The organism is Streptomyces sp. A0958 (genome assembly GCF_004795035.1).
Taxonomy (GTDB): Bacteria; Actinomycetota; Actinomycetes; order Streptomycetales; family Streptomycetaceae; genus Streptomyces.
In genome coordinates this window covers 1-16829 of record NZ_SSBK01000020.1, presented here as the reverse complement: position 1 = coordinate 16829, position 16829 = coordinate 1, and the positions used below count along the sequence as shown (strand labels likewise).

13 protein-coding genes are annotated in these 16829 nt (G+C 71.5%); 6 read left to right on the top strand and 7 right to left on the bottom strand.

The features are described 5' to 3' along the window. Positions 1–39: 39 nt before the first annotated feature. Together E6P78_RS20070 and E6P78_RS20065 are read right to left on the bottom strand one after the other, a co-directional pair. Positions 40–1809, bottom strand: coding sequence for an ABC transporter ATP-binding protein (locus E6P78_RS20070; RefSeq protein WP_240799287.1), 1770 nt, complete (start codon positions 1807–1809; stop codon positions 40–42). Then, positions 1806–3680, bottom strand: coding sequence for an ABC transporter ATP-binding protein (locus E6P78_RS20065; protein ID WP_240799286.1), 1875 nt, complete (start codon positions 3678–3680; stop codon positions 1806–1808). Before E6P78_RS20065 ends, E6P78_RS20070 begins: the two co-directional genes overlap by 4 nt. A 92-nt stretch (positions 3681–3772) precedes the next feature. Here E6P78_RS20065 and E6P78_RS33510 point away from each other — a divergent pair, with 92 nt between their 5' ends. Then, positions 3773–5254: a thiopeptide-type bacteriocin biosynthesis protein gene (locus tag E6P78_RS33510; RefSeq protein WP_346765587.1), complete on the top strand. Its 1482-nt coding sequence runs from the start codon at positions 3773–3775 to the stop codon at positions 5252–5254. After that, complete coding sequence (locus tag E6P78_RS20050) at positions 5251–6147, top strand: IS982 family transposase (RefSeq protein WP_136205004.1); 897 nt, start codon at positions 5251–5253, stop codon at positions 6145–6147. Before E6P78_RS33510 ends, E6P78_RS20050 begins: the two co-directional genes overlap by 4 nt. Before the next feature lie 27 nt (positions 6148–6174). Here the strand turns inward: E6P78_RS20050 and gcl are convergent, their stop codons facing one another. After that, complete coding sequence (gene gcl, locus E6P78_RS20045; RefSeq protein ID WP_206307856.1) at positions 6175–7959, bottom strand: glyoxylate carboligase; 1785 nt, start codon at positions 7957–7959, stop codon at positions 6175–6177. A gap of 289 nt (positions 7960–8248) precedes the next feature. On the opposite strand from gcl, the gene E6P78_RS20040 reads away from it, so the two are divergent. Next, complete coding sequence (locus E6P78_RS20040) at positions 8249–8971, top strand: hypothetical protein (RefSeq protein WP_136205002.1); 723 nt, start codon at positions 8249–8251, stop codon at positions 8969–8971. 152 nt (positions 8972–9123) lie between these two features. Further along, positions 9124–9354: a hypothetical protein gene (locus tag E6P78_RS20035; protein WP_136205001.1), complete on the top strand. Its 231-nt coding sequence runs from the start codon at positions 9124–9126 to the stop codon at positions 9352–9354. A 19-nt stretch (positions 9355–9373) separates the two neighbouring features. On the opposite strand, the gene E6P78_RS20030 is transcribed toward E6P78_RS20035, so the two are convergent. Together E6P78_RS20030 and E6P78_RS20025 are read right to left on the bottom strand one after the other, a co-directional pair. After that, positions 9374–10981, bottom strand: coding sequence for an AMP-binding protein (locus E6P78_RS20030; protein WP_136205000.1), 1608 nt, complete (start codon positions 10979–10981; stop codon positions 9374–9376). Further along, positions 10978–12654 carry an AMP-binding protein gene (locus E6P78_RS20025; RefSeq protein ID WP_136204999.1) on the bottom strand — a complete coding sequence of 559 codons (1677 nt, stop codon included), beginning with the start codon at positions 12652–12654 and terminating at the stop codon, positions 10978–10980. Before E6P78_RS20025 ends, E6P78_RS20030 begins: the two co-directional genes overlap by 4 nt. Positions 12655–12789: 135 nt before the next feature. Here E6P78_RS20025 and E6P78_RS20020 point away from each other — a divergent pair, with 135 nt between their 5' ends. Next, positions 12790–13635 (top strand): helix-turn-helix transcriptional regulator, encoded by an 846-nt coding sequence (locus E6P78_RS20020; RefSeq protein WP_136204998.1) that lies wholly within the window; start codon positions 12790–12792, stop codon positions 13633–13635. Between the two features lie 24 nt (positions 13636–13659). Here the strand turns inward: E6P78_RS20020 and E6P78_RS20015 are convergent, their stop codons facing one another. Then, complete coding sequence (locus tag E6P78_RS20015) at positions 13660–14820, bottom strand: winged helix DNA-binding domain-containing protein (protein ID WP_136204997.1); 1161 nt, start codon at positions 14818–14820, stop codon at positions 13660–13662. 155 nt (positions 14821–14975) lie between these two features. On the opposite strand from E6P78_RS20015, the gene E6P78_RS20010 reads away from it, so the two are divergent. Continuing rightward, complete coding sequence (locus E6P78_RS20010; RefSeq protein WP_136204996.1) at positions 14976–15857, top strand: DMT family transporter; 882 nt, start codon at positions 14976–14978, stop codon at positions 15855–15857. A gap of 49 nt (positions 15858–15906) precedes the next feature. On the opposite strand, the gene E6P78_RS20005 is transcribed toward E6P78_RS20010, so the two are convergent. Continuing rightward, positions 15907–16491, bottom strand: a complete 585-nt coding sequence (locus E6P78_RS20005) for a TerD family protein (protein WP_136204995.1) — start codon at positions 16489–16491, stop codon at positions 15907–15909. Positions 16492–16829 lie beyond the last annotated feature (338 nt).

The window sequence follows — 16829 nt, the reverse complement described above, 5'->3', positions numbered from 1 at the left end:
ACCGGCGACTGCGCCGTCCGGGTAAGCGGGAAGCAGAGGTCAGGCGGTGTACGCCCCTGCCTGAAGGTCGAACATCTCCTGGTACAGCCCCTGCCGGGCCATGAGTTCCTGGTGGCTGCCGGCCTCGGCGACCCGGCCGCCGTCGAGGACGACGATCCGGTCGGCAAGGCGGACGGTGGAGAAGCGGTGCGAGACGAAGACCGTCGTCCCGCTGGCCGAGGAGGCGGCGGCGAAGCGCTCGAAGAGGGAGTGCTCGGCGGCCGCGTCCAGCGCGGCGGCGGGCTCGTCCAGGACGAGCAGCAGCGGATCGGCGCGGAGCACGGTGCGGGCCAGCCCGAGGGACTGCCACTGGCCGCCGGAGAACTCCCGGCCGTCCCCGTAACCGCGTCCGATCAGTCCGTCCAGGCCGCCCGGCGTCTCGTCCTCCAGCACCCCGGCCCGGGCGTCCGAGAGTGCGGCGCGGAGCGCGGCGTCGTCGTCCAGGGCTTCGAGCCTGCCGACGCCGACGGACTCGCGGAGCGTCAGTTCGACGCGGGCGAAGTCCTGGAAGAGGGTGGCGAGCCGCTGCTGCCACTGCTCGGGGTCGAGGTCGGCGAGGTCGGTGCCGTCGACCAGGATGCGGCCCTCGGTGGGCCGGTAGAGCCCGCAGAGGAGTTTTACGAGGGTGCTCTTCCCTGCTCCGTTCTCGCCGACGAGCGCGGTGCTGGAATCGGCCGGGAGGAAGAGGGAGACATCGTCCAGGATCTTCCGGTCGCTGCCGGGGTAGGCGAAGGAGACGTGTTCGAGCCGGATGCCCTCGCGCAGTGCGGGCGGCGGGACGTCGCGCCCGGAGTCCTGGGACACGGCGCCCAACGAGCGCAGTTCGGCCAGGAGTTCGGTGATCCGTCCGGCGCTCTGCAACCGCCCCAGCTGACCGAGGGCGGCCGCGACCTGCCCGCCGACCTGGACGGCCAGCGTGAGGGTGAGTACCAGTTCGCCCACGCCCGCCTCGCCGCGCGCGGCCCGCCGCAGCACGAGCAGGATCGCCGCCCCGTACGCGGCGGCGAACCAGATCTGTCCGGCCGCACGGATCATCGCCCCGCGCAGTTCGCCGCCCAGCTGCCGTTCGGTGACGCCGCGCCAGGCGGCCCCGTGCCGTTCGGTGACCGCTTGCCGGGCCCCGAAGAGCCGGATCTCCTTGGCGGTGGCTGCTGTCGTGCCGATCTCCACCAGGTGTCGAGCGAGCTGGAGTTCGGAGGCGCTGCCCGCCCGTGCGGCGTCGACGATCCGCTGTGCCCGGCTGCCGGCGAGCACCGCGGGGACGGCGGCGAGCGGCAGCAGGACGAGCCAGGGGTCGACGCGGGCCAGCACCACGGCGGTCAGCAGCCCTTGCAGCAGCGAGCCGCCGAGCAGCAGCAGCGCCTCCAGGGCGGCCCGGACCTGGAAGATCCGGTCGCCGAGCTGGGTCAGCGTCTCGCTGAACCGGGGGTTGTCGAGGGCCTCGATGCCCGGGGAGCCGTTGACGACATCGGCGATCTCCCGCCCGATGGCGAGCTGTTGGAGCTGGGCGAGCTCGTAGTAGGAGAGGTGCGCGAAGTGCGCCATGGTCAGGTCGAGTACCAGCACCAGGCCGATGCCGACGGAGAGGGTCAGGGCCGCGTCGCCCCGTCCGTCCAGTGCCGCCTCGGTGAAGGCGGCGAGCAGTACGGCGGCGACCGGCGCGGCCACGTATCCGGCCGCGAGCAGGCCGACCGAGGTGAGCAGCCGCGCGGGGCTGAGCCGCCACCCGAGTGCCAGCAGGTAGCGGGCCGAGGCCATGACCGTTCTCAACTTCTGCTCCCGACGGTGTCGTTGTCGTCCTCGAAGCGCTGGGCCTGGAGCCGGAAGAGTTCGGCGTAGCGGCCGTCCGCGCGCATCAGGGACTCGTGGTCGCCCTGTTCCAGGACCCGGCCGTGCTCCACGACGACGATCCGGTCGGCGTGCCGGACGGTGGAGAAGCGATGCGAGATGATCAGGCTGGTGATGCCGCGCGAACCGGCTTCGGCGAGGAACTCGTCGAAGAAGGCGACCTCGCCGCGCACGTCCAACTGCGCCGTCGGTTCGTCCAGGACGAGCAGCGAAGCTCCGCCCTCGACGGCGAGCAGGGCGCGGGCGAGGGCGATGCGCTGCCACTGGCCTCCGGAGAGATCGTGCCCCCCGTGGTAGCGGCGGGAGAGCGGGGTGCGCAGTCCGTCGGGGAGCTTGCCGACGACGGGGGCGGCCCCGGCCCGTCGGGCGGCGTCCAGCAGAAGGGCTTCGTCGGCCTCCAGATGGGGGGCGCCGAAGCCGATGTTGTCGGCGGCGGGCAGTTCGTAGCGGAGGAAGTCCTGGAAGACGACGGCGATCCGGCGCTGCCAGGACTCCGGGCTGTGAGCGGCCAGATCGGCGCCGTCCACGGTGATCCGTCCCGAGGTCGGTTCGTAGAGCCGGGCGAGCAGTTTGACCAGGGTGGTCTTCCCGGCGCCGTTGAGGCCGACGATCGCGGTGCAGGAGCCGACCGGGATCTCCAGGTCGAGGCCGTCCAGGACCGGGGGGGTGTCCGGGCGGTAGGAGAAGGCGACGTTCTCGAATCGGATGCTGTGCCCGGGGCGCGGCGCGGGGTCCGTACCGGCGGCGGGGCGGGGCTTCGACTCCTCCAGCGCTTCGAGCCGTTCGAGGGCGTGGAAGGAGACCAGGCCGAACTGGGTCTGGGTGTCGCACTCGGGGAAGGCGATGCCGAAGCGCATGGTGACCAGGGCGGCCTGGAGGCCGATTCCGAGGGCGAAGAGGTCGGTGCGCCCCTGTACGGTGCCGTGCGCGAGCAGCGCGAACACGGCGGTTCCGCCGGCGAATCCGGCGGCGGCGAGGGCGATGAAGGGCCAGAACTGGAGTCGCCGGCTGCCGGCCCAGAGCGGGCGCAGATGGTCCATGGTGTCGCGGCCGTAGCGGGCGCTGAGCCAGGGCATCAGGCCCAGCAGCCGGATCTCCTTCGCAGCACCCGTCCCGGTCGCCAGCTGGCGGATGTAGCCGGTGCGCCGCCGGTGTCCGGCGAGGGAGTCCCAGAGGGCGGCGTAGCGGCCCAGGGTGCCGCGGACGCCGAACCGGATCGCGAGTGCCGTGAATGCGGTGACGGCGGCGCCGACCGGGCCGGCCGCATACCCGACCAGGGCTACGGCGAAGGCGAGTTGGAGGTAGCGGGAGAACAGGAGCGGCAGCGCGGCGGCGGCCTCGCCCGGGGTGGGCACGGTGCGGGCGAAGGCGGCCCTGGCGTCCGCGAGCAGGTCCTCGTGCGCGGTGTCCTCCAGAATCCCGAAGGGCGCCCGGCGCAGCGTGACATCGAGCAGCCGGCCGATGCAGTGGCCGTCGACCCGGCGGGAGACCGCCTCGGTCAGCGCGGGCTGGAAGGGGGTGAGGGTGTGCTGGAGGGCGAAGGCCCCGACGGCGACGGCCAGCCATCCGTAGACCTCCCCCGTCAGGCCCGCCCCTCCGGCGGCACGGTCCAGGAGCACGCTCGCCGCGAGCATGAAGCCGCCTGGCAGCAGGCCGAGGACGGTGTTCACCAGGAGTGACGCGGCCACCAGTGGCGTCCCTGCGCGGGGCAGCAGCCGGGCGAGGTCGATCCAGCGGCCGGCCCTGCGCCGCATGACGGCTGCGGCTCCGGCGAACGGTCGTGGTCCTGGCACAGCGGCATTCCCCCCGGTACTTGCGTACTTCCGTGCGACAGGCCGGCGCGGACCGCACACCCGGAGGCACGGTCGGGTCCCGGAGGCGCTCGATGATCCACATATTGGCCTGGACCAATTCCGGGCGTCAAGGCACCGAGTGCGCCGCGGACCTTGAACCCGGCTTCTTCGGGTGGCAGTTGTCACCGGGCAGCCCCTTCGGTGAGCGGGTGGCCTTGCGGCCCAGGCGGAGCGGTCCGGGAGCGCGCCCGCCGCCTTCGCGCCCGGGCGTATCCGCCAACGCGAGCCGGCTCCTCCGGGACTGTTCGTCGGGCATGGCAAGCCTCCTACTTCGAGGTGGAACAAACCGTCACCAATCACTCTCGAAGAGTGACCGTCTTCTGGATAACTCCCCTCCCCCGAGGGCTGGTCAGGGCATTCGGACGGTCACCCAACAGACCGAACTAGGGCGTTTCGACCTGGTCTTTACCTGGTGGGCCGAGAGCACGGCGGCTACCGTGCCCGCATGGGTGCGATCCGCAACACCGTCCCCAGGCCCTGGCTCAGCGCTCAAGGATCGTGCTGGAGTGCGCCGAGGGACACTCGATTCTGGGTCCTGCGGCGTGACTGCGAACTGGCACCCCGCCCTGTACGAACCGGAGACGATCGCCTTCGGCGGCCCGGCCGGACTGGCGTTCGCACATGCCCTGTTCCACGCAGACAGCGAAGGCGTTCTCAACTACAACCGCGCCTACGAGGCACGTCCCACCGACCAGCTGGGTCCGAAGGAGACATCGCTCCTGGCCATGGCGCTCCTCATGCGGGCGACCCGCCTCGAAATCGGCGAGCAGGGCGACGCGTGGGGCCGTGTCGAAGAGGGGCGCCCCCTCCCCGACGATGTGACACCGCAACAGGTCAGCGCCATGACAGCACCCCTGAAGGGACTCCTGCTGACCGATGCCCGCCCCCTCCTCACGGACGGTCCCCTCACGCCCGTCCGTCCGTGGATCGAGGCCCTGCAACAACACGGCCACCGACTCGCGGAGGCCGCCGAATCAAGCGAACTCAGCACCGGCAAGCGCGCCATTCTCGCGCTGCACATCCTCTTCCACTGGAACCGCATGGGCTTCTCCGTAGGGCCTCGCGTGCAGCCCGGGACCAGATGGATTGCCGGCGGACTGGGTCAGGGCGGAGGTGCGCCACGAAGGGCAAGCCCGCCGCCGGACCACACGACACCCAGGCCATCTGTTCAAACACGCCGAGAGTACCTACGGGGGCCCGTAGGTACTCTTGGGGGCCGGGCAGCAGTCCTAGGGCCTGTCTTCAAACTGCCGTCGTCGCCCGAAGGGCGGCCGGGCGGCGTCAGGTGCTTCCCCAAGTTCTCGGCTTCGCTCGAACAGGGGAGACCCCACTCCTCGGCGTGCCGGCCCCAGGCCTCTGTACTGGACGTACCGGGGTCTGGGACCGGTGCGGCGAGAGTGCGTGCATGGCGTCGCCCGGCAGACGGCAGTTTGAAGACAGGCCCTAGACGAGTAGTTCCGATTGTTGGGTGTCTGCCCGGAGACGTGGAGAGGGCGCCCAAGATCGTTGTGTGACGAACGAAGACTTGGACGCCCTCATCACCGGACTGTACGTGAAGATCGACGATGAGATCGGAGGGAACCGATGGCTGGGCAGGCCACCGCAGTTGAGCGATTCGGAGCTGGTGTGCCTGGCGGTCGCACAGGCGCTGCTCGGTTTCTCCTCGGAGGCGCGCTGGCTGCGCTTCGCCCGCGCCAACCTGGGCCCGATGTTTCCGTACCTGCCCAAGCGGCCGGGATACAACAAGCGGCTGCGGGCCGCGCTGCCGCTGGTCAAGAAGGCGATACGGGTGCTCGCGACGGACACCGACTTCTGGTTCGACAACCACTGGATCGTCGACTCCACACCGGTGCCGTGCGGGATGTCGCGGCCGACGGTGAAGCGGTCGGAGATGGCTGGCTGGGCCGGATACGGATACTGCGCCTCGCACTCCCGTTTCTACTGGGGCCTGCGTCTGTTCCTGGTCTGCACCCCGACCGGGATGCCAATCACGTGGGCCCTGGCCAGCCCGAAAATCGACGAGCGGGAGGTCCTGGCCGCGATGCTGGACCGCGAACCGCACCTGACCGCCGACCGGCCCGGCCTGCTGCTGATCGCCGACAAAGGCTTCGCCTCCAAGGAGTTCGAGACCGATCTCGCCTTCCAGGGCGCCGAGTTGCTCCGGCCCTCGTTCAAGCGGGAGAAGCGCCGCAAAGGCGAGTCCCTGCTGAAGTCGGTACGGCAGCTGATCGAGTCGGTCAACGACACCCTCAAGGGCCAGCTCGACCTGGAACAACACGGCGGGCGGACCTTCGAGGGCGTCGCCGTCCGTGTCGCCCAGCGCATCCTCGCGATGGCCGCGGCGATCTGGCACAACCACAAGACCGGCGCACCGGTCCTGCGGTCGCTCACCGCATTCGATCACTGAACACATCGGAACCACTCGTCTAGGGTGTCAGGCCCCCGCGAACGGCCTGATCGCCGTCGGGGCGTGGGTCGGGGCCGTCGCCACGTCTTCGAACTCGTTGACCGACGCGATGTCCGAGCCGCTCATCGAGATGTTCGTGACCCGCTCCAGGATCGCTTCGACCACCACCGGGACGCGGTGTTCCGCGGCCAGCTTCTTCGCTTCCTCGAAGGCCGGGAGGAGGGCGTCCGGCTCCGTCACGCGGATGGCCTTGCAGCCCAGGCCCTCGACGACCTTGACGTGGTCGACGCCGTAGACGCCCAGCTCCGGGGAGTTGAGGTTCTCGAACTCCAGGTTGACCTGGAAGTCGATGTCGAAGTTGCGCTGGGCCTGGCGGATCAGGCCCAGGTACGAGTTGTTGACCAGGACGTGGACGTACGGGATGCGGTGCTGGGCGCCGACCGCGAGCTCCTCCAGCATGAACTGGAAGTCGTAGTCGCCGGAGAGCGCGACCACCGAGCCGTCGGGGTCGGCCGTGGCGACGCCGAGCGCGGCCGGGATGGTCCAGCCCAGGGGGCCCGCCTGGCCGCAGTTGATCCAGTGGCGCGGGCGGTACACGTGGAGCATCTGGGCGCCCGCGATCTGGGAGAGGCCGATCGTCGTGACGTAACGGGTCTCCGGGCCGAACGCGCGGTTCATCTCCTCGTACACCCGCTGCGGCTTCAGCGGCACGTTGTCGAAGTGCGTACGGCGCTGCAAGGTCGCCCGGCGCTCCTGCGTGGACGCGGCCCAGGCCGAGCGGTCCGGCAGCTCGCCCGCCGCCTTACGTTCGCGGGCGACCTCCACGAACAGTTCCAGGGCCGCCTTCGCGTCGGAGGCGATGCCGAGGTCCGGGGCGAAGATCTTGCCGATCTGGGTGGGCTCGATGTCCACGTGGACGAACGTGCGGCCCGCCGTGTAGACGTCGAGCTTGCCCGTGTGGCGGTTGGCCCAGCGGTTGCCGATGCCGAGGACGAAGTCGGACTCCAGGAAGTTCGCGTTGCCGTAGCGGTGCGAGGTCTGGAGGCCGACCATGCCGGCGTTCAGCTCGTGGTCGTCGGGGATGATGCCCCAGCCCATCAGGGTCGGGACGACCGGGACACCCGTCAACTCGGCGAACTCGACCAGGAGTTCCGCCGCGTCGGCGTTGATGATGCCGCCGCCCGCGACGAGCAGCGGGCGCTCCGAGGCGTTGAGCATGTCCAGAGCGCGCTCGATCTGCTTGCGGGACGCGGCGGGCTTGTGCACCGGCAGCGGCTCGTACAGGTCGGGGTCGAACTCGATCTCGGTGAGCTGCACGTCGATCGGCAGGTCGATGAGGACCGGGCCGGGGCGGCCCGTGCGCATCAGGTGGAAGGCATGCTGGAAGACGCCGGGGACCTGTGCGGCCTCCAGGACGGTCGTCGCGGCCTTGGTGACCGGGGCGGCGATCGAGGCGATGTCGACGGCCTGGAAGTCCTCCTTGTGCAGGACGGCGGTCGGTGCCTGGCCCGTGATGCACAGGATCGGGATCGAGTCCGCGATCGCGGAGTACAGGCCGGTGATCATGTCGGTGCCGGCCGGGCCCGACGTACCGATGCAGACGCCGATGTTGCCCGGGCGGGCCCGGGTGTAGCCCTCCGCCATGTGGGAGGCGCCCTCGACGTGGCGGGCGAGCGTGTGATGAACCCCGCCGGCGGCCTTGAGGGCCGCGTAGAAGGGGTTGATCGCCGCGCCCGGCACACCGAACGCGTTACTGACGCCTTCGCGCTTGAGGATCTCAACTGCCGCTCGGGCAGCGGTCATTCGAGGCATTGAGTGCTCCTGCTCGGACCTGGGTGGAGTCGGGCTCTGTCGCGCCGCCTGAGAGCACCAATTCCGTATTACGGAAGATGGATTCTGTTATACGGAAGTCAATTTAAAGTGCGCCCGGACCGCCGTCAAGGGAGGCGGCCCCGGGGGCGAACGGCCGCGCGGACAGTGGCGCGAAGTGCCGCAAGTGACTCCCCCGGGGGTCACTCTTGATGGAGCATGGGGGTACGGAACGGAGCCGGCCCGGTACGCGGGCCCGGCCGCGTCCGCGCGGTCCGGAAGGGAGCCCAGGGTGGATTCAGTGCCGGTACGGTGCCCGGCCTGCCGCCGCGACCACGCGTACGTGACGCCCGTCTACCCGTGCCCGTGCGGGGCGCCGACCGCCCCGCCGCTGCTGCGCGGCGCGCCCGTCATCCCCATCACCCACCGCACCTGGAACGACGACTGGGTCACGGTGCGCTGCCGGGGCTGCGGGCGGCACGACCAGTGGCCGCAGCCGGAGCTGTGCTGCCCGTGCGGGGCGGTGCTGCGGGTGCCGGTCCGGCCCGTGGCGTCCGCCGGGCGGGCGGCGGGGGCCCCGGCCCGGCCGGTGCGGCCCGCACACATACCGCTGCCGCGCACCGCGGCGGCCCCGCGGCCGGCGTTCCGCCCGCTGACGATCCGCACCGCGCGCGACGCGGTCGGCGCGGCGGCGCTCTATCTGACGTGGCTGGGCTTCCGCGAGGTCACGCAGCCGGCGACCCGTCCCGCGTCCCGCATCGACCTGCGGGCGGCCGGGCTGATCGCCCAGGTCGACGCCACCACCCGCCCGACGCCCCTGCGCGACGTCGAGTGCTTATGGCTCAACGCGCTCAACAGCTCGGTGTCCGGGGTCCTCTTCTCGCTGGCGGGATACGCGCCGGACGCCCGGGAACGCGCGGACGGGCTCCGCATCCCGCTGTTCGTCATGGATCTCACCGGCACCCCGCAGCCGGTGAACGGCGCGGCGGACGAACTCGTCAGCACCGGAGCCTGACCGCACACCCGTGCCTTTTCGGCCGAGCAGAGGCCGCGACGTGCCGTGCCTCACAGAAACCGCCCGGCCACGGTGCGTGTGATCCGTCACGTTCTGGCCAACGGCTACCGATCCACGGTTCCTTGTCAGTAGCGGGCTCTACAGTGGAGCGCATGGTCTTAACTCCACGGACTCCCCCTACCGCGCCCGCGTACGCCCCCGCGCATTCGGCCCGGTCGGCACATCTCGCCGCCCTGGAGGCCAATGAGGCGATACGGGCGCTCGTGGACGCCCGTGCGGGCCAGGACTGGTCCCCCGTGGAGTCCGCGGCGTACGAGGTGCTGCTCATCGAGTGGGCCGCCGCGACGCGGGGCGCCGCCGGCGACGTCATCGAAGCCGCCTGACAGCGCCCCTCGCAGCGCGCTACCGCCGGTAGTCCTCCCGCAGTTCGATCTTGCGGACCTTGCCGCTGACCGTCATCGGGAAGGCCTTCAGGATCTGCAGCAGGCGCGGGACCTTGTAGTGCGCCAGCTGCCCGTCGCAGAACTCCCGCACCTCGTCCAGGGCCGGGGGGTCCGCGGGGTCGGCGGGGATGACGCAGGCCAGCACCTCTTCGCCGTAGTGCTCGTCCGGCACGCCCACCACCTGCACATCGGCGATCTTGGGGTGGCGGTAGAGGAACTCCTCGATCTCACGCGGATAGACGTTCTCGCCGCCCCGGATGATCACGTCCTTGATGCGGCCGACGATCTGCACGTAACCGTCCTCGCGCATCACCGCGAGGTCCCCGGTGTGCATCCAGCGCCCCGCGTCGATCGCCTCGGCGGTGCGGTCGGGCTGGTCCCAGTAGCCGAGCATCACGCTGTAGCCCCGGGTGCACAGCTCGCCCGACATCCCGCGCTCCAGCGTCACCCCGGTCGCCGGGTCGACCACCTTGACCTCGATGTGCGGCATCACGCGGCCGACCGTGCCGGTGCGGCGCTCCAGGTCGTCGTCGCGGCGGGTCTGGGTGGAGACCGGGGAGGTCTCCGTCATGCCGTAGCAGATGGACACCTCCTCCATGTGCATCTCGGCCACGACCCGCTTCATCACCTCGACCGGACAGGGCGACCCGGCCATGATCCCGGTGCGCAGCGAGGACAGGTCGTACGAGGCGAAGTCGGGGAGCCCCAGCTCGGCGATGAACATGGTGGGCACCCCATACAGCGAGGTGCAGCGCTCCCGCTGGACGGCACGGAGCACGGCGGCGGGTTCGAACGAGGGGCCGGGGATCACGATGCAGGCGCCGTGCGAGGTGATGCCGAGGTTGCCCATCACCATGCCGAAGCAGTGGTAGAAGGGCACCGGCAGGCAGACCCGGTCCTGCTCGGTGTAGGCGACCAGTTCCCCGACGAAGTAGCCGTTGTTGAGGATGTTGTGGTGGGAGAGGGTCGCGCCCTTGGGGAAGCCGGTGGTGCCGGAGGTGTACTGGATGTTGATCGGGTCGTCGCAGGACAGCTCCGCCTCACGGGCGGCCAGCTGATCGGGCGTCACCTCGTGGGCTACGGCGACCAGTTCGTCCCAGGAGCCGTCCCCGATGTAGTGCACGGCGCGCAGGGCGGGGCAGTTCGCGCGGACCTCGTCCACCAGGGCCCGGTAGTCGCTGGTGCGGTGCGAGAGGGAGGCGGCCAGGAGGGAGATCCCGGCCTGCTTCAGCACGTACTCCAGCTCGTGCGCCCGGTAGGCGGGGTTGATGTTGACCATGACGGCGCCGATGCGGGCGGTTGCGTACTGGACGAGCACCCACTCGGGGCAGTTGACCGCCCAGATGCCGACCCGGTCCCCCTTGGCCACGCCCGACGCCATCAGCGCCCGTGCCAGCTCGTCCACGGCCGCCCCGAACCCGGCGTACGTCCAGCGCCGCCCGGACGGTACGTCGACCAGCGCCTCGCGCTCCGGCCAGGCCTCGACCGCCCGGTCCAGGTTGCGTCCGATGGTGTCGCCGAGCAGGGCTGTGGTGCCCGTGCCGTGTGCGTAGGAAAGCTCCGTCATGCCAGGTCCCCCTCGGCGTACTCGGTTCCGGTGCCCCGGGCGGTGCGCTCGCGCAGCTCGATACGGCGGATCTTGCCGGACACGGTCTTGGGCAGCTCGGCGAACTCCAGCCGCCGGATGCGCTTGTACGGGGCGAGGACCGCCCGGGAGTGGGCGAACAGCACCTTGGCGGTCTCGGGCCCCGGCTCCCAGCCGTCGGCGAGCACCACGTACGCCTTCGGTACGGAGAGGCGTACCTCGTCGGGTGCGGGGACGACTGCGGCCTCGACGACCGCCTCGTGCTCCAGCAGGGCGCTCTCCAGCTCGAACGGGGAGATCTTGTAGTCGGAGGCCTTGAAGACGTCGTCGGCGCGGCCGACGTAGGTGATGTAGCCGTCCTGGTCGCGGGAGCCGATGTCACCGGTGCGGTAGTACCCGCCGGCCATCGCCTCGGCCGTGCGCTCGGGGTCGCCGTGGTAGCCGGTCATCAGGCCCACGGGGTGCGTCGACAGGTCGAGGGAGATCTCGCCCTCGACCGCGCCGGGCTCCCCGCTCACCGGGTCGAGCAGGACCACCTTGTAGCCCGGGCTGGGCCGCCCCATCGAGCCGGCCTTGAGGACCTGGCCCGGGCTGTTGGCGACCTGCACGGCGGTCTCCGTCTGGCCGAAGCCGTCGCGGATGGTGACGCCCCAGGAGCGCCGGACCGCCTCGATGACCTCGGGGTTGAGCGGTTCGCCCGCCGCGACGACCTCGCGCGGCGGGGTCTTCAGCTGGGACAGGTCGGCCTGGATGAGCATGCGCCACACGGTCGGCGGGGCGCAGAAGCTGGTGATGCCGGAGCGGTCCATCTCGGCCATCAGCCGGCCCGCGTCGAACCGGGTGTAGTTGAAGATGAAGACGGTCGCCTCGGCGCTCCAGGGGGCGAAGAGGTTGGACCAGGCGTGCTTGGCCCAGCCGGGCGAGGAGATGTTGAGGTGGACGTCGCCGGGCTTGAGCCCGATCCAGTACATCGTCGCCAGGTGGCCCACGGGGTAGGAGACGTGGGTGTGCTCGACGAGCTTGGGGCTGGCGGTCGTGCCCGAGGTGAAGTAGAGCATCAGCGGTTCGTCGGCGTCGGTCTCGCGGTCCGCGGTGAACGTACGCGGCGCCTCGTCGGCCCCCGCGTAGGAGAGCCAGTCCTCGGTCTCCTCGCCGACGCAGATGCGGGTGTAGCCGCCGGGCACCTCGTCGAACTTCGCGGTGTCGGCGTCCCGGGCCAGCACGTGCCGGACCCGGCCGCGCTCGACCCGGTCGCGCAGGTCGACGGGGCCGAGCAGCGGGGTCGCCGGGATGACGACGGCCCGCAGCTTCATCGCGGCGAGCGCGGTCTCCCACAGCTCGACCTGGTTGCCGAGCATGACGAGGATGCGGTCGCCCTCGCGCACTCCTTGGGCGCGCAGCCAGTTCGCAGCCTGGTTGGAGCGGGCGGACATCTCGGCGAACGACATCTCGGTGCGCCCGCCGTCCTCCTCCACGATGTGCAGGGCGGTGCGGTCGTTGTCCCGGGCGATGACGTCGAACCAGTCGAGCGCCCAGTTGAAGTGGTCCTCGCGGGGCCAGCGGAAGCCTTCGTAGGCCGCGGTGTAGTCCTCGCGGTGCCGGAGCAGGAAGTCCCGGGCGGCCCGGAACGTCTCCGTCGCACTCGTTTCCGGCATGTGCCCTCCTCGTTGCCGACCCGGCCGGTCTCTTCGGTCCTCACATGATGTAAACAGTGACCCAGGTCTCACCACCCCCGGATGGGGGTGTCGCGGGGCTGCCGTACACCGGGGGCCGAACAGGGAGGCGTAAGCGTGCCGGAATCCGTGGATGCGTTCGAGATGCAAGCGGCGCTGCTGCGGCTGCGCCGGACGAGCGGGCTGCCGGTGGCCTTCGGCGGGCTGCTCTCCGACACCCGGCACACCAGGATCGCCGAGGTGAACGGGGCGCAGACGACGGCGCTGCGCGGGCTCGTGATCTCCTCGGGCAGCGGCCTGGGCGGCAAGTCCATGGCCCTGTCCCGGCCGTGCGCGGTGACCGACTACCGCTCCTCGCGCCACATCAGTCACGAGTACGACACGGCGGTCGCGGCGGAGGGCCTGCGCTCGGTGGTCGCCGTCCCGGTCGTCGTGCGCCGCGAGGTGCGGGGCGTGCTGTACGGGGCGCTGCGCGAACCGCTCACGCTCGGGGACCGCACGTTCGACGCGGCGGTGGCCGCCGCCCGGGACGTGGAGCAGGCACTGGCGGTCCGGGACGAGGTGCGGCTCCTGCTGGCCGCGTCCCGGCAGGAGCCGGTCACGGGCCCCGGGGCGGCGCCGGGGGCCTGGGAGGACGTCCGGGAGGCGCACCGCGAGCTGCGCGCCCTGATGCCGAAGGTCGCCGACCCGGCGCTGCGCGACGAGCTGCTCGCGGTGTGCGGGCGGCTCGCCTCGGCGACCGGCGTCCGGGTGCCCGGGGCGCGGGAGGTGCAGCTCGCACCGCGCGAGGTCGATGTGCTGGCGTGTGTCGCGGCGGGCGCCACCAACGCGGTGGCGGCGGAGCGGCTGGGGCTGCGCCCGGAGACGGTGAAGGGCTATCTGCGCTCCGCGATGCGCCGGCTCGGGGCGCACACCCGTCTTGAGGCGGTCGTCGCGGCCCGGCGTGCGGGGCTGCTGCCGTAGCGGACGGCCCGTGCGGCGCTGGGGTCAGCGGGCGAGGTCGATGAACCGGGCGAAGCGGATGTCGTAGCCGTTGCCGTGGGCGGTGGCCGGGGCCGTCACCGACAGCAGGGCGGCGGCCTCGTCCGTCAGGGCGTCGCGCTCGGCGGCGGTGAGCGGGCGCAGCTCCTGCACGGTGAGGGCGGCCGGTGCGTCGCGCGGGGTCTTCTCCAGCCGCCAGAGGGCAGCGAGGAAGCCGTCCACCAGCGCGCTGCCGTAGGTCTGGTTGCCCACCCCGTTGAGCCCCCTGAGGTGGGGCGGGACGACCCGGGTGCGGTCGGCGTGGCCGAGCAGGACGTTGTCGAACTCGGGCAGGAGGCGGGGCGGGGCGGGGGTGTCCTCGGCGGGGCGCGGGGCGTCGGGCAGGTCGAAGAGTTCGACGCCGTTCTCGTCGCGGAAGGTGACCAGCCGGGGCCGCAGCCGCTCGAAGACCTCGCCCAGCCGGGTCAGCCCGGCCCAGGTCTGCATGTCCTTCACGGACGCCGGGCCGAACGCGCCGAGGTAGCGCGGCACGGCCGCGTCGAGGCCGGGCGCCGCCTCGGCCGCCCGGCCGAGCCAGTGCTCGGCGGTGGTCAGCGCGACGCCGCCGCTGCGGCCCCAGACGCCGCGCGGGGTGACCTGGACCAGCGGCAGCAGACAGCGTGCGGCGGTGCTCAGGGCCCGCGGGTCGGCGTCGGGCCACTCGGTGCGCAGCCGCTCGCGGATCTCCTTCGGGGTGCGGGGCGTCTCCTCGACGTACGCCCTGCTCAGCTCGCGCAGGCGGTCCGGGTCCACGCCGGTGAGCCGCTTGCGGAAGACGCCGAGCTCCCGGTCGCAGGCGGGCTGCATCAGGGGGCGCAGGGTCAGCGCGTCGTCGGCGGTGTGGGTGTGGATGGTGGAGCGCAGGGTGACGATGCGCGCGACCTCGCGCGACTCCATCAGCTCGGCCAGCTCGGCCGGCCGGAACCCCTCCAGCCGCGCCAGGAGCTGGTAGTACGGCGGTTTGGTGTTCTGTGCCTGGAGGCCGACGAGGTGGGCGACGGCGTCCTTCGCGTTCATCGCCGCCCGGCGCAGCAGGAGCTGGCGCTCCAGGGTCGCCCGTCCCAGGGCCCTGGGCGAGAGCACGGGGACGGGTGCGGCGCCTGCTGGGGGCTTCGTGTTCGCGGCCATGGACGGCACGCTACGCCGCCATGCGGTCGGGTCCTTTCCTGATGACCTCGATGGCCTCGGCCCGGAAGGGGGCCATGACCTCGGCCCGGAAGGGGCGCCATGCCGTCGGCGGGAGGAAGCCGGGTTCGGGCTGGGGCCGCCCGCATGATGGACCGGTGATCGCCGTCCTGTTCGCCGTTCTGACCGCCCTCAGCAACGGCTCCGCCTCCGTCTTCCAGCGCCGCGCCGCCCTGGAGGTCCCGCACACCGAGGCCATGCGGGTGGCGCTGATCGGCCATCTGCTGCGCCAGAAGGTGTGGCTCGCGGGGATCGCCCTGGTGATCGTCGCCGCCGTCTGCCAGGCGGCGGCGCTGGCCACGGGCCCGATCGCGGTGGTCCAGCCGATCTTCGTGATCGAGCTTCCGGCGACGCTGCTGCTGGCCGGCTTCATGATGCGGGTGCGGCTGCCCCGGTCGGTGTGGCTCGGGGTGGCGGCCGTGACGGTGGGGCTGGCCCTCGGCATGGCGTCGGCGGCGCCGGGCGGCGGCAGCGACGCGGTGCACGGGGCCGGGTGGGTGCCCGCGCTGATCCTGACGGGCGTGTTCGAGACGCTGCTGATCGCCGGTGGGCTGGCCACCCGGGGCAATGTCCGGGCCGCCCTGCTGGCCACGGCCGCCGCCTGCGCCTACGCGCTCACCGCCGCGCTGATGAAGGACGCCATGGCACGGCTCGACGGCGGGGGCGGCGCCGGGGCCCTCTTCACGTCCTGGCAGCTGTACGCCACCGCGGTGGCGGGCGTCGGCGCCCTGTTCCTCCTGCAGAACGCGCTTCAGGCGGGCACGCTCGTCGCCGTGCAGCCGTGTCTGACCCTGGGCGACGCCCTGATCAGCGTCCTGTACGGGGTGACCCTGTTCGGCGAGGAGCTGCGCACCGGCTGGTGGGTGCTCCCCGAACTGCTGGCCCTCGGGCTGATCGCGGCGGGGTGCGTGGAGCTGGCGCGCTCGCCGCTCGCCTCCGGGAACGCGACGGCCCCGGCCCGCGCGCGCCGGGTCGACTGACCGGGCGCCCACGGGCCGGGGCTGCGCTGTGCGTGACCCCCGCCGCGTGTTACTTGCTGATCGCGAAACGCATCAGGGCGTGCTCGTCGCCCTGCTTGATCTTGCCCGTCTCGTTGATCACCTGGAGCTTCCAGCCGGCACCGACCCGCATGGCCTTCGCCACGGCGCAGCCGTTGTCGGTGGTGAGCAGGCTCGGCCAGATGTCGGCGACCTGCTGGCTGCTGCCGCCCGTGGCGTCGTACACCTTGAAGCTGATGTTGCGCGCGTTCTGGAAGGCGCTGCCCTTCTTGTACGCGGCGGCGATGAAGACGATCGCCGTGACGTTCGGCGGCACCTTGGCGAAGTCGACGGTGACCGTCTCGTCGTCGCCGTCGCCCTTCCCGGTCTGGTTGTCACCGCTGTGGATCAGCGAGCCGTTGCCCAGCGGGTCCAGGGAGTCCAGGCCGGCCAGCCGGACCGGGTCCGCGCCCTGCATCGCGATGGCGATGAGGTCGAGGTCCGTGCCCTTCTTCTGCCGGATCTTCCCCATCAGCCCGCCACTGCTGCCGACGGTGGGGTCCCAGGAGACGCCGATGGACAGGTGGGTGACCCCGTCCAGATCCGCCGGGCCGTCTTCCTTGTTCAACGTGATCATGCGTGATCCTCTTCGTGGCGAGATTCCTACAGGGTGAGTCTGCCTGGTGTCCTCCCGGAGCCGTCCACCAGGGGCAAAATTTCGACCAAGTGTGGGACGCGCAAGGTCGGATTGTCCTGCCTCGGCACGATGTACGGACGCGTGTCCTCGTGATACCGGCGCTTTCCGCCCCCAACGGCCCGGGGCGCGGCGGCTCGGTGTCGAGCTGCCGCGCCCCGGGGGCGGTAATGGGGTTCTCGGCCGTTTCACGCGGCCTGTTCGCGCACCACCGATGGCGTTCCGAGACGCTGATGGCCGCCGCTGGCGAGCATGCGCACCTCCGCGTGGTCGCTGATCTC

Bases quoted from the DNA above. Each gene is read 5' to 3' on its own strand.
- gcl (WP_206307856.1), bottom strand. From the start codon at position 7,959: ATGCCTCGAATGACCGCTGCCCGAGCGGCAGTTGAGATCCTCAAGCGC.
- E6P78_RS20030 (WP_136205000.1), bottom strand. From the start codon at position 10,981: ATGACGGAGCTTTCCTACGCACACGGCACGGGCACCACAGCCCTGCTC.
- E6P78_RS33510 (WP_346765587.1), top strand. From the start codon at position 3,773: ATGATCCACATATTGGCCTGGACCAATTCCGGGCGTCAAGGCACCGAG.
- E6P78_RS20025 (WP_136204999.1), bottom strand. From the start codon at position 12,654: ATGCCGGAAACGAGTGCGACGGAGACGTTCCGGGCCGCCCGGGACTTC.
- E6P78_RS20035 (WP_136205001.1), top strand. From the start codon at position 9,124: ATGGTCTTAACTCCACGGACTCCCCCTACCGCGCCCGCGTACGCCCCC.
- E6P78_RS20015 (WP_136204997.1), bottom strand. From the start codon at position 14,820: ATGGCCGCGAACACGAAGCCCCCAGCAGGCGCCGCACCCGTCCCCGTG.
- E6P78_RS20005 (WP_136204995.1), bottom strand. From the start codon at position 16,491: ATGATCACGTTGAACAAGGAAGACGGCCCGGCGGATCTGGACGGGGTC.